The organism is Nostoc flagelliforme FACHB-838, from assembly GCF_014698065.1.
Lineage (GTDB): Bacteria > Cyanobacteriota > Cyanobacteriia > Cyanobacteriales > Nostocaceae > Nostoc > Nostoc flagelliforme_B.
In genome coordinates this window covers 80,850-92,802 of record NZ_JACJSI010000007.1, presented here as the reverse complement: position 1 = coordinate 92,802, position 11,953 = coordinate 80,850, and the positions used below count along the sequence as shown (strand labels likewise).

Genomic DNA, 11,953 nt, shown 5'->3' with positions numbered 1-11,953 from the left:
CGTCTACAAGGTGACACAGGATTTGGAGCGGTTTTTTTAACCATGAAGCGTAGAAACAAAGTAGCTTTTAGTTTGACATCGCTGATCAGTTTCAATTTAATATCTAGTTTGGTTGCATTTGATTCTGCAAATGCTACACCACCGAGAACCCCAGACAAAAGCGTTAACTGCGAGATTTTAGTTGCAGGAGGTGGACTCTCTGGCGTAGCCGCAGCTTACGAGGGGTTGCTAGCAGGACGAACGGTTTGTCTCACAGAAATTACTGACTGGCTGGGAGGACAAATTTCTTCTCAAGGGACATCTGCGTTAGACGAACGCCCAACTCAGCGAGCTCTCAAATTCTATTCTCGTGGCTATCTGGAATTGCGAAACCGCATTGGGCGCAAATACGGTGAACTTAATCCGGGTGACTGTTGGGTAAGTGATTCCTGCTTTCTTCCGCGTGATGCTCACACCATTTTGGCCCAGATGCTTAAAGATGCCGAAAAGCAGGGCAAAGGAAAGCTGGAATGGTTTCCCAACACAGTAATTAAGGATTTGGAAATTGCTGCTGATGGCAAAATAATTAATAGTGCGATCGCAATCCAGCATCAACCAGCAAAAGGCGCACCACCTCTCAATACTTTTACTTTATCTCAAAGTATTGAAGATTCTTATAGCTACGAAAACTCATCTCGGTTTACCAAAACTATTCTCAGTTTCACCCCCAAGGCAACGAAAGGGGATGCTTCTAAATGGTACGTTATAGACGCTAGCGAAACCGGGGAAATTATCGCCCTTGCTGATGTTCCCTACCGATTAGGTATTGATGCTCGTTCTTACCTAGAACCATCTTCTTCCAGCACTAACAACGACCCATATTGCACTCAAGGTTTTACCTACACCTTTGCAATGGAGGCAACCAAGGAACCACAACCGCAGACGATGCCTCCATTTTATTCACAATATGCGCCATATTTTAGCTATGAATTAACGCGACTGGCTAACTTTGATCTGGTTTTCACCTATCGGCGCATTTGGAGTCCAAACAAAGGAAAACCAACAAAATTTGGCGGTGTAAGTTTTACTGCGGCTACACCAGGGGATATTTCCATGCAAAACTGGACTTGGGGTAACGACTACCGCCCCGGAACAGCAAGAGATAACCTGATTTACACTCGTCAACAATTACAAGCTACTGAGCAGTTAAAACCAGGGGGTTGGAGCGGAGGACTGCGAACAGAAACTCTCCGTAACGCTGAGGAAAATGCTCTATCTTTCTACTACTGGTTGGTAGCTGGGACTACCGATTCTCAATTAGGAGACGGTGTTAAGCAGCAGCAAACAAATAACCGCTTTGTTTCCGGTTTAAATTCGCCAATGGGGACAGTGCATGGTTTATCAAAATATCCCTATATGCGAGAAGGACGGCGCATCATTGGCCGCCCTAGTTGGGGGCAATCCGCAGGTTTTGGTATCTGGGAAATTGATATTTCTCGGCGAGATTATAATGATGAGTACTACCGCAATACTCTACCAGCAGATATGTATCGTAGGCTACGAGCGGCAGTTGCAGGTTTGGAAGCAGTATCAGTAATTGAGGGTAAAGTTCCACCAGATAAAGCAATGCGACGGACTCGTTCTACCATTTTCCCCGATGCTGTGGGTATTGGTCACTACGCGATAGATTTCCATCCTTGCATGGTAAATAGTCCTCCAGAAGCCCCTGGTAACACAGAACGTCCAGGTGAAAGACGTGGTGCTGGTCTTGCTTATCCCTTCCAAATTGCTCTTAGGGCAATGATTCCCCAGAAAATTGACAACTTGCTGGTAGGTGGCAAAAGTATTGCTACTAGTCATATTGCTGCTGCCGCCTATCGAGTACACTCCTTTGAATGGTCATCTGGCGCAGCTGCGGGAACAGTTGCTAATTTTGCGATTAAAAATGCGATCGCACCCTACCAATTAGTCGATGACTTACCCAAACAAGAGCCTCAATTGGAAGCACTCAAACGGCTTTTGCAACAAAATGGCAACCCTACCGCTTTCCCAGATACATCTATTTTTAACGAAAACTGGGATAATTGGAAATAGATTGTCATTTGTCATTTGTCATTTGTCATTGGTCATATCAAGTCCGGTTAATCATTTATGATTACCGAATCTGTGCAAAAATCTCAAAAGCCTCTTCCCCCAGCAAGAACTGCTGTATAAATGATAAGTCTTTAGCCGGATACGATATCATTGGTCATTGGTTAAGGACAACGGACAAATGACAACGGACAAATGACAACAGACTACTAAACAATGAACTAAACTAATTATTTGTAGTGTAGTTTTGTAAAATTATCTTGACCAATTGGTTTATGGTTATGACACTTTCAGCAGATGTTTACGGGATGTCCACAGCACCAACTATAGCTCCTGAACGGTCTAATCAAGTTATCCGTAAGACTTATCCGAATTACAAAGTGATTGTATTAAACGATGATTTTAATACATTCCAACACGTGTCTGAATGTTTGATGAAATATATTCCCGGGATGAGTGGCGATCGCGCTTGGGATCTTACTAATCAGGTACACTATGAAGGTCAAGCGATCGTCTGGGTCGGGCCCCAAGAACCTGCGGAACTCTATCACCAGCAACTGCGCCGAGCAGGTTTGACAATGGCACCTCTAGAAGCAGCTTAATCATCATGGGCAAACCTCCCGCAGATTCCCTCCGCACGGCTTCACAAAAAGCTGCCAGACTGGTTTGGAATCACTCAACACACCTTTCTGGTCTTATTCCTATTTTGGAACGTCTTTGTCAGCACGATGGTATTCAAACCGTGACACCGGGAGTCATTGGGCGGGCAAAAGGTCACTGTCCAAAAATGCAACTGCGCGTCTCAGTACCGATTCGCGGCGGCTATAAAGTCATCGCCCGGCAAGGAAAGACGGTACAAGAAGTCTTTATTTTGACGACTTTACTCCAGGATCAGCTAGAAACGGCATTAGCGATCGCTATGAGATGCTAACCATGCCCACTTGCCCAATGCCCAATTCTCAATAACTATTCCTCAACCCGATGTACTGCAAATTTGTGTAGCGGCAGACTAACGATGCAAGAAAAAGTTAAGAAATATGACAGAGCCGTAGTTATTCTCAAAGTCATGAGTATGGATTCCCAGTCGGGTAAAACCATTTTCTCGATGCCAAAAGCTACACAGTAAACTAGCCAGTAACTAAAGCTCATTCTAAACAGAACCCGCTCTGTTTCTTCCATATCATTTCTATGCTGCTTAGTGTCCCACACTAACACTAGTCCAATAATGCAAGCTACAAAAGAAACAGCAACTACAAATTCGTGACAAAATATATTTAACGAATGCATTTGTGTTTATTCCCACATTTTTCTGCTGCAATTCAGTCTAAAGGAATATTCCTTATGAAAATACAAATTATTTACAAACCTCAATAGATTCAGCAAGAAAGCATCCACTTCTGGAAGAAATACCAGGCGATTGGAAATCGCGGCTAAGTGTCCGCTTAATTAGTCCAATCAAAAGACCTATTCCTGTTTTCGCTACCTAAAACCTTCCCTCTCCAAGTCGGCTAAGGTGTATACACAAGTTCTTCTGACCATTGTCCGCAAGCTTTTGATACCCCCCAACCCCCCTTAAAAAGCAGGGCAGGCAAGAAGTGCCTAAAATAACACCTAACTACTTTTCACACAACCTCTTACATTCGTTTTCGCTAGATGTCTATTAGGCGCTAAATAGTTAAATTAAGAACAGCCTTCAACATATTCGATTTCTGGCAATTTACCTGCTCTGAACTCAGTCACAAGCTTACCATCAGTCTCGAAGACAACACGATAGTTGCGATCAGCACGATCTTTTGGGATGAAAGTTAGGTAATGTCCGTTTTGGACGTATTTATGAGGTGTGACTTGAATTTGTCCTGGGTAAAGAGATTTAATTTGCGCTTCGGTGTCGCCAATCTTTGCACCTTTAAGGGTAGTAATTTGATTATTTTGTCGCACATCTACTCTAGAAATACGACCTCCTGTCACCATGAAGGAAAGATTTTTGGGTTCATTTTGTGGCATAACATAATAGCAATTGTTATTTGGTGAATCACCCACTAGCTTAATACCAGCAGCCTTTGCCGCTTGGGAAACAGTCATGCCAACTTGTACTGCGCCGATGCCGTTGATAAACAATTTTGACTGATTTGTTAGTTTCGCCTTTGCTATAACTGTACTGACGGTAACAGAAGAAACTGTCAGCATTACCGTGACAAAAGTCAAAAATCTAGTTTTGCTATTCATAATGTACAAATTAATAATTATGTGTTATTAAGGCACTAATAAATCTATAGAGTTTATTGTATCGTTAGCCCAATGCAACTACCAAAATAGCAAATGCGATCGCCCTTATATTTAACTCCTAACTTCTCGCTCTAAAAAATGGTTCCTTCCAGACGGGTTTATTTATTATTAGTTTTGGGTATAGCACTCGCCCCGATCCTATCCTTATTTCTCACCATTAGAACAACCATCATCATCACCGTGGTATTTGATGCCATCATTCTCGGACTAATGGTTGTAGATGGTTTACGGGTGCGGCGTTATCGTGTGCAAATTATCCGCGAATTACCATCACGATTATCCATTGGGCGGGATAATCCTGTGGTGCTGAAGGTGACATCACGAAATACCAACGCCCAAATTGAAATCAGCGATTATTGCCCAACAGGGTTTGGCGTGTCTGAACCTACATTGAGCGCCATTGTTCCCAGTAACAGCACTGAAGAATTGACGTATACTGTCCACCCAACACAACGGGGGGAGTTTCCTTGGGGGAACATTCAAGTGCGACAGTTAGGACTTTGGGCATTAGCTTGGGATGATTGGCAAATTCCCCAAAGTTTGCCAGTGAAAGTTTATCCTGATTTAGTGGGATTGCGATCGCTCACAATTCGTCTGACACTGCAATCATCAGGATCAATGCGCCAATCTCGCCAAACTGGTATCGGTACAGAGTTTGCCGAACTACGAAACTATCGCACTGGTGATGATTTGCGGTTTATTGATTGGAAAGCTACCGCCCGTCGGGTTGGTGCTTATGGTAATGCAACGCCACTGGTGAGGGTTCTAGAACCAGAACAGGAACAAACATTACTGATTTTACTTGATCGTGGACGGTTGATGACAGCAAAAGTGCAGGGTTTGCAGCGATTTGACTGGGGTTTGAATGCAACTTTATCCTTAGCATTGGCAGGTTTACATCGAGGCGATCGCGTGGGTGTTGGTGTATTTGACCGCCAGATACATACGTGGATTCCCTCAGAACGCGGTCAACATCATTTGAATCAGCTAATTGATCGCCTAACTCCAATTCAACCAGTTTTATTGGAATCTGATTATTTGGGTGCGGTGACAAATGTTGTGCAGCGACAAACTCGGAGGGCGCTTGTAGTAGTAATTACCGATTTAATTGACGTTACTGCCTCTACAGAACTTCTAGCCGCACTCTCCAAACTAGCACCCCGCTATCTCCCATTTTGCGTGACTCTGCGAGATCCGCAAGTTGATCGTCTTGCAAACACCTTCACAGATGATGTTCCAGGTGCTTATACCCGTGCAGTGGCACTAGATTTATTAATGCAGCGACAAGTAGCTTATGCCCAACTAAAACAAAAAGGTGTATTGGTACTAGATGCACCAGCAAATCAAATTGCCGATCAGTTAGTTGAGCGATATCTACAACTCAAAGCGCGAAATCAACTTTAGATTGTGGCTGAGTATACCCGTAGGGAACATACCATGCCTTTACAAGAAATCTATATGTATCAGGATTTTCATAAATTGGTATTGCGATATAATTTTGTACCGCATCTGAGTGGGAACCGCTATAAAATATGTTTTAATATTGATAATTTTGTATAAATTAGTGCTTAAACAAGCCTTGATTACTAAATATTAATGCTCAAAGCATTAAATAAGTATTTAATAGAGTTTAGAAGCTGTAAGTATTGATTTTGTGTTATTTCAAGGTTTTCTCAACTTAAACAAACCATTTGGCTGGACTTCCCACGACTGCGTAGCACGGGTGCGAAAATTATTGCGCCTCAAGCGTGTAGGACATGCGGGAACCTTAGATCCAGCAGCTACGGGAGTCTTACCGATCGCACTTGGTAAGGCTACAAGATTATTACAATATCTGCCAGAAAACAAAGCTTACAAGGCTACGATTCGCCTGGGTGTGCGTACCACAACGGATGATTTAGAAGGTGAAATCATTCATTCTCAAGCTTGTCGTAGATTGAGTTTGGCGCAGGTGAAAACTGCGCTGGCACAATTTGCAGGTAAGATTGAGCAAATACCACCAAGTTACAGTGCAATTCAAGTGGATGGTAAACGCCTCTATGACTTAGCACGTAAAGGTGAAATAGTGGAAGTTCCAGTGCGGACAGTGGAAATTTTTCACACAGAAGTTTTGGACTGGAGAGAAGGGGATTTTCCAGAATTGGATGTGGCGATCGCCTGTGGTTCTGGTACATATATTAGAGCGATCGCTCGTGACTTAGGTGCAATCTTAGAAACTGGTGGCACTCTTGCGGCTTTGATTCGCACCCAAAGTAGTGGCTTCGATTTAACAGATAGTCTCACTTTGACCGACTTAGAAACTAAACTCGAAGGTGAGACATTTCAACCTATTGTCCCTGATATCGCCTTACAACATTTGTCATCTGTGAGTTTACCAGCAACATCTGCTCAAAAATGGTGTCAAGGTCAGCGAGTTTCTCTCAATTATGATATTGCTGGGATAGTGCGAGTTTATGAAGAAGAGACTCGCTTTTTGGGTATTGGACAATTAGAAGATGAAGTCTTAGTTCCTCAAATGGTTTTTGAACCGATTTCTTAAAAGGTAAAACCATAAGTGTAAACTTCTTGCAGAAGTGGGGTAAAGGGCAATACAGTTCAGTTAAGCAATTTTTTCCTTCTCTTTCTTCTCTCTGCGTCCTCTGCGCCTTGGTGGTTCGTTAAAAAATTGGCTTGGACAACAGAGTTTTAGCATTAACTGAACCGTATTGGGGTAAAGGGGAAAGGGGAAAAAAATGGAATTTTCCCTTTCCCTTTAACCTTTCCCCAACATCTTGCAAAAATCCCCGTTAATAAACGTAATTGCGAATTGATTTAATAGCCCCCACCGATACTCACACCAAATAACTCGTATTAGGTACGATCACAAAGAAGGCATACTCATACCAAGCAGTCCAAATGAAACTGCGAATCCATCGCTGACGCTTTTCGGGACTCAATTCATATTCAAACGCCCCACGAGATACATCAATAGAAGATAGATGAGAGTTGCAACCACAACCGTGTTGATAAGTAAAACCGTATTTGGAAGCAATACTTTGTACCTTCATTTGAATAGCAAATACCTTACCTGCATGGAGTATGGCATCCCAAGAACGCTTATGTTCGATATCGCGCTGATCAAATCGCAAGGCGCGTTCTTCAAAAACATGATCGCGGTAAATTGGTGCTAGATGCACATGATAGAAACTTGCTGGTAGTTCATAACCAAACTCGTCGAACAAATCTATGCCAATACGGGCTACTTTTACTTCGTTAGCATACTCTGTCCCTTTTGATTCCAAATCACGAAGAATCTCTGCAAAGTTCGGATAACTGTGTTTGAGAAAGTCTTGCCCAAAAAATTCTAGGGTTTCCCATGCCAGTTGTGTAAATAGCTGGGAAAATGATGGTATTAAGTGGGCTAGTTGGGGGCGATCGCTAAATAAGTCAACATCACCATGTTCTAATTTGTATAAGAACAACTGTGCCATCTCAACATAGTTTTGGGGATGGGAAAGTCCGACACTCGTGCTTCCTCTAGCAATATCTTGCCACGTAGAAGGTAGTTGAGAAACATGAACCGCATTTTCTCCAGCAATGACTGCAACAGGAGGACATTCGAGAAGTTGCATCGACAATCTCCTTTAAGACTTCAATGTGTAATTTACCTTAAGCAATCACTGTATCTGTTTTCTCAACACAATTAAAAATGTTTGACAGACTGTCTTTTGACAGTGAGCGCAATTTTAAGAATAAAATTTGAGCTATCGGGCATTAGATGTTTGAAAAGTTCTTAGTGATGTATCAAATCTTTTTAGATCCCCCTAAATCCCGCTTATAAAGGGGGACTTTGATTCCGGTTCCCCCCTTTTTAAGGGGGGTTAGGGGGGATCAATATTTGGCTGTGATTTTAGCCACCTGAAATTTTCTTATATATTTTCTCACCTTTGACTATCTCCTCATAATACGGCTCATAAGGGGTAAACCTGATAGATTCTTGTCGTCCTAAACCTAAGATACCAAAGTTACAGAGGCTATTATAGAACAATTCGTGTACCCGCTTTTGAAGTACCTGATTAAAATATATGAGGACGTTACGACAAAGGATGACATTAAACTCATTAAAAGAACTATCAGTGGCTAAATTATGCTGGGCAAAAACAATATTTTCTCTTAGGGATGCTCGAAAAATAGCATGATCGTAAGCTGCTGTATAATATTCTGAGAAAGATTTCTTACCGCCAGCTTTTAGATAAAGCTGGGTATATTCCTGCATCAATTTTAAAGAGAAAATTCCACTTTTAGCATTTTGTAATACCTTCTCATTTGTATCAGTGGCATATATACGGCAACGATGGTAAAGTCCTTCTTCTTGCAATAAAATTGCCATTGAGTAAACTTCTTCACCAGTCGAGCATCCAGCATGCCAAATGCGAATAAATGGATAGGTTTGCAAAATAGGAATAACTTGATTTCTAAAATTATTATAAAAGCTGGGATCACGAAACATTGATGTTACATTCACCGTCAGAGCAAGCAAAAACCGTTCCAAATAAGCACGGTTATGAAGTAACCGCTCTTGCAATGCCGAAACATTTGTTAACCCCTCTAGTTGCATGAAGTTTTGAATGCGGCGCTTGAGTGAGGAAAGAGCATAATTGCGAAAGTCATAACCATAGTACTGATACACACCTTCCAAGAGCAGATGTATTTCTATATCCTCCAAGGTAGGCTTGGGCAAAGTCATAGTACGAATTAGCATATATCTTGAGCCAGTGATCTAAATGCCCTGGCAATACAACGAGTTAAACTACTTGGAATTAGATAAACAAATATTTCCCAAAACAGCTAATGGAGAAAAATGATTCAGATTCTAGACGGGAGGATTTTTATAACCCAAGTGAATTTTACGCCAAAAATAGCTTGCTATATCTATTAGATTTGATAACGGTGCTATTTATGGGTTTCAGTTTAACCTAGTAGCTGTTATTCCTAAAGCAGCGATCGCTATTATCGAAATCCCAGCTAGCAATCTGACTTGAGAGCGCAGATTTTTAACCTCTTGGTTCAGATTTTCTCTCTGTGGTACAGGATATGGTTGAAGTTCTGCAACTTGTTCAAGTTCTGCAACTTCAACAGGTATTTGGGTAACTTTAAAACTCACCTGTGTAAGTAGCCAATTAGTAATCAGTTGAGGACAGTTTTTCTTAAACCAATTGAAAGCCAAAGTTCTAAAAACTGGTTTGGACATTCGCGCGATTAATTTCATTACCCTATTTAAGGGCTTCAAACGAATCTTTTGGTTAATTAAATTGACTGAACCAACATCATAGAGACAATTCAAAATTAGTTTCACAGTGGCTTCTTCACTGTTAATCAAGTTTTGCAGTAAAAGTAGAACATCGTGCATACGCTCTGCTTCAATAGCTTTTTCTGCCGAACTTTCTGGAGAAGTTACTGAAGAACTTACGGTTCTATTTAAGGCGTTTTGTCTTACTATCGTCATATTAGTAACATAACAGTCATAATAATTTAGGTACACCTGTCTACCGGAGAAAGATTTTTTATCTAAAGAAAGAACCTAAAAGCTAAGATTTTTTCGTGAGACACATTGAGACACACGATTATATCGTGCTTGTAAAAAAGTTATAAGTCTAGTTTCCATGAAACTGTTATCTACTTCTGAGTAATTAAAGTAGAACCTGCTAGATTCAATGGGAGCATCCGTTTTAGAAAACATATCTTTATTTTTTATTTAGATGCTAACACGTCAATTTGTGCAACAACCCGTTCTAATTCGTCAATGATTATAGTGGTTCCTGTCTTCCTAAAAGCATCCACAAGCGCCCGATAATACCAAAGAGTTCCTTCTTTACGCCCCTGAAAACGTTCCCAAACTGATTCGCCCAAAATGCGATAGTCTTTGAGGATAGACTGGGCGTTGTAAAGTTTATCTGCTAATGACACAAGCAGAACTGATGGAGAAGCAGTAGGAATATGAGCAATGTATGCCTCTTTGCGTTCTCGCCAAGGGGGTTTTGGAGTTGTATCAGCATCAGTACAACCATCTACAATTGCTGTTACATTGTCACCAAAGCGGCGGCGAATTTCCTCGCGTGTTACAGCGCCACCTTGATCTTCGATCGCATCGTGTAATAGGGCTGCGATCGCTTCATCCTCATTTGCCCCATATTCTAAGGCAATACTTGTAACACCTAATAGATGGGCAATGTAAGGCACACCCGAACCTTTCCTAACTTGGTTGGCATGCAGTTGGGTGGCATAGGTGAGGGCTGTGGTAAAACGTTCTGATAGCATTGTATAAAATGATTTAGGAGTCAGGATAACTCCACAAAATAAAGGGTTTATGTCAATTTTATAACAAGCTGCTATAGGCGCAGAAGATATTACCTTTGAAAAAATTATTCTAAAAGCGATGCTTAAAGCTGGTTATGCTGATGCACTTTATACCAATTTGGTCTGACAATACACCAAAACAAAATTCGATTCTATAGCAATAGGCTACAAATTTTTTTATTAACGATTAGCAAAAGTTGATATTGGATTACGCCAAACTACGTAGGTTAAGGTTTTTATCGCTAACCCAAGCGCATTGTAATACAACTACTAAACTCTATATAAGATTAAATCTTTCTTTTGAGTGATATCTGGCGACAAGCTATTGTGCATTTACACATTAAATAAAGCTAGATACAAAAACAAAACTTTTAATTACTATAAATAATCTATTTCTACTTTTAGACAGACGGAAATTAAATTTACATTCCCTCGTCAGATAGATAAAAGTATGATGATAATTTCTTAAACTCTTTTAGAGAATATGCTATTTAAACTAGGAGTTAATTTAATAATGCCAGAAAGTCCTGGATTAGGAGAGCAGGCGCTAAATAAAGCGGCAGAAGTAGGATTATCTAGCCAGTTAGATGAAGTAGAAAATTTAGATGTAAATATCAAAACAGATCCCTTAAAACTGGTTCAGGGAGAAGTCGATGCAGTCACTATTGATGGTGAAGGCTTGGTAATGCAAAAAGACCTCCGTATGGAGGAATTGCAAATGCAAATGACTAGTGTGGCAATTAATCCCCTGAGTGTGGCTTTTGGCAAAATTGAACTCACTAAACCTACTGAAGCTCAGGCACAGGTTGTATTAACCGAAGCTGATATCAATCGTGCCTTTAACTCTGAATATGTGCGATCGCAACTGCAAAGCCAAAAAATACATATTAACGGGCAACTCAGAACTATTGATCCTCAACACGTAGACTTCCGACTACCTGGTAATGGGAAAATAGCACTAAATGCCAGCATGAAATTAGTAGAAACTGGTGAAAATCAGCAAGTTGCTTTTTCCGCAGTTCCCAAAATCAGCAGCAATGGAAAAACTGTTGCTCTGGAAAATGTGGAGTATGGCGAAAGTGAGGAGATATCGCCAGAGTTGACAAAAGCTTTAATAGATGAAACTAGCGAAATTCTGAATCTGAGTAACTTTGATTTAGAAGGAATGAGTTTGCAAGTTAAGCAACTAAAAGTAGAAGTAGGCAAATTAACCCTGCAAGCTGAAGCTTATGTTGAAAAAATTCCTTCAGCTTAAAAATAA

12 protein-coding genes are annotated in these 11,953 nt (G+C 40.9%); 6 read left to right on the top strand and 6 right to left on the bottom strand.

Going from position 1 to position 11,953, the window contains the following annotated elements; translation table 11 throughout:
* The first annotated feature begins 42 nt into the window (after positions 1–42).
* From H6G97_RS05825 to H6G97_RS05815, 3 genes are all read left to right on the top strand, one after another.
* Entirely contained in the window at positions 43–2,073 is a 2,031-nt protein-coding gene (locus tag H6G97_RS05825; protein ID WP_190939744.1) for an FAD-dependent oxidoreductase, read from the top strand.
* Between the two features lie 272 nt (positions 2,074–2,345).
* Entirely contained in the window at positions 2,346–2,672 is a 327-nt protein-coding gene (gene clpS, locus H6G97_RS05820) for an ATP-dependent Clp protease adapter ClpS (RefSeq protein ID WP_094348337.1), read from the top strand.
* A 5-nt stretch (positions 2,673–2,677) separates the two neighbouring features.
* Positions 2,678–3,001, top strand: a complete 324-nt coding sequence (locus H6G97_RS05815) for a DUF2103 domain-containing protein (RefSeq protein WP_190939743.1) — start codon at positions 2,678–2,680, stop codon at positions 2,999–3,001.
* Positions 3,002–3,036: 35 nt separating this feature from the next.
* On the opposite strand, the gene H6G97_RS05810 is transcribed toward H6G97_RS05815, so the two are convergent.
* Positions 3,037–3,357 carry a hypothetical protein gene (locus tag H6G97_RS05810; RefSeq protein WP_190939742.1) on the bottom strand — a complete coding sequence of 107 codons (321 nt, stop codon included), beginning with the start codon at positions 3,355–3,357 and terminating at the stop codon, positions 3,037–3,039.
* 393 nt (positions 3,358–3,750) lie between these two features.
* Positions 3,751–4,296 (bottom strand): hypothetical protein, encoded by a 546-nt coding sequence (locus H6G97_RS05805; RefSeq protein ID WP_190939741.1) that lies wholly within the window; start codon positions 4,294–4,296, stop codon positions 3,751–3,753.
* A 138-nt stretch (positions 4,297–4,434) separates the two neighbouring features.
* On the opposite strand from H6G97_RS05805, the gene H6G97_RS05800 reads away from it, so the two are divergent.
* Together H6G97_RS05800 and truB are read left to right on the top strand one after the other, a co-directional pair.
* Positions 4,435–5,760 (top strand): DUF58 domain-containing protein, encoded by a 1,326-nt coding sequence (locus tag H6G97_RS05800; protein WP_190939740.1) that lies wholly within the window; start codon positions 4,435–4,437, stop codon positions 5,758–5,760.
* 250 nt (positions 5,761–6,010) lie between these two features.
* Positions 6,011–6,895 carry a tRNA pseudouridine(55) synthase TruB gene (truB, locus tag H6G97_RS05795; RefSeq protein ID WP_190939739.1) on the top strand — a complete coding sequence of 295 codons (885 nt, stop codon included), beginning with the start codon at positions 6,011–6,013 and terminating at the stop codon, positions 6,893–6,895.
* 292 nt (positions 6,896–7,187) lie between these two features.
* Here truB and H6G97_RS05790 read toward each other — a convergent pair whose 3' ends face one another.
* The 4 genes from H6G97_RS05790 to H6G97_RS05775 all read right to left on the bottom strand — a co-directional run bounded on the left by H6G97_RS05790 (position 7,188) and on the right by H6G97_RS05775 (position 10,653).
* The gene (locus tag H6G97_RS05790; RefSeq protein ID WP_190939738.1) at positions 7,188–7,967 is read right to left on the bottom strand and encodes a hypothetical protein; all 780 of its coding nucleotides are present in this window, start codon (positions 7,965–7,967) and stop codon (positions 7,188–7,190) included.
* Positions 7,968–8,245: 278 nt separating this feature from the next.
* On the bottom strand, positions 8,246–9,082 hold the full coding sequence (locus H6G97_RS05785; RefSeq protein WP_190939805.1) for a CheR family methyltransferase: 837 nt from the start codon (positions 9,080–9,082) through the stop codon (positions 8,246–8,248).
* Between the two features lie 219 nt (positions 9,083–9,301).
* The gene (locus H6G97_RS05780) at positions 9,302–9,841 is read right to left on the bottom strand and encodes a hypothetical protein (RefSeq protein WP_190939737.1); all 540 of its coding nucleotides are present in this window, start codon (positions 9,839–9,841) and stop codon (positions 9,302–9,304) included.
* 245 nt (positions 9,842–10,086) lie between these two features.
* Positions 10,087–10,653, bottom strand: coding sequence for an HD domain-containing protein (locus H6G97_RS05775; RefSeq protein WP_190939736.1), 567 nt, complete (start codon positions 10,651–10,653; stop codon positions 10,087–10,089).
* A 553-nt stretch (positions 10,654–11,206) separates the two neighbouring features.
* Between H6G97_RS05775 and H6G97_RS05770 the strand changes: the two genes are divergently transcribed.
* Positions 11,207–11,947: an LmeA family phospholipid-binding protein gene (locus tag H6G97_RS05770; protein ID WP_190939735.1), complete on the top strand. Its 741-nt coding sequence runs from the start codon at positions 11,207–11,209 to the stop codon at positions 11,945–11,947.
* The last annotated feature ends 6 nt before the right edge of the window (positions 11,948–11,953 follow it).

What these genes read in the sequence shown, in the direction of transcription:
- H6G97_RS05825 (WP_190939744.1), top strand. Translation starts at nt 43, where the DNA reads ATGAAGCGTAGAAACAAAGTAGCTTTTAGTTTGACATCGCTGATCAGT.
- clpS (WP_094348337.1), top strand. Translation starts at nt 2,346, where the DNA reads ATGGTTATGACACTTTCAGCAGATGTTTACGGGATGTCCACAGCACCA.
- H6G97_RS05815 (WP_190939743.1), top strand. Translation starts at nt 2,678, where the DNA reads ATGGGCAAACCTCCCGCAGATTCCCTCCGCACGGCTTCACAAAAAGCT.
- H6G97_RS05810 (WP_190939742.1), bottom strand. Translation starts at nt 3,357, where the DNA reads ATGCATTCGTTAAATATATTTTGTCACGAATTTGTAGTTGCTGTTTCT.
- H6G97_RS05805 (WP_190939741.1), bottom strand. Translation starts at nt 4,296, where the DNA reads ATGAATAGCAAAACTAGATTTTTGACTTTTGTCACGGTAATGCTGACA.
- H6G97_RS05800 (WP_190939740.1), top strand. Translation starts at nt 4,435, where the DNA reads ATGGTTCCTTCCAGACGGGTTTATTTATTATTAGTTTTGGGTATAGCA.
- H6G97_RS05790 (WP_190939738.1), bottom strand. Translation starts at nt 7,967, where the DNA reads ATGCAACTTCTCGAATGTCCTCCTGTTGCAGTCATTGCTGGAGAAAAT.
- H6G97_RS05785 (WP_190939805.1), bottom strand. Translation starts at nt 9,082, where the DNA reads ATGACTTTGCCCAAGCCTACCTTGGAGGATATAGAAATACATCTGCTC.
- H6G97_RS05780 (WP_190939737.1), bottom strand. Translation starts at nt 9,841, where the DNA reads ATGACGATAGTAAGACAAAACGCCTTAAATAGAACCGTAAGTTCTTCA.
- H6G97_RS05775 (WP_190939736.1), bottom strand. Translation starts at nt 10,653, where the DNA reads ATGCTATCAGAACGTTTTACCACAGCCCTCACCTATGCCACCCAACTG.
- H6G97_RS05770 (WP_190939735.1), top strand. Translation starts at nt 11,207, where the DNA reads ATGCCAGAAAGTCCTGGATTAGGAGAGCAGGCGCTAAATAAAGCGGCA.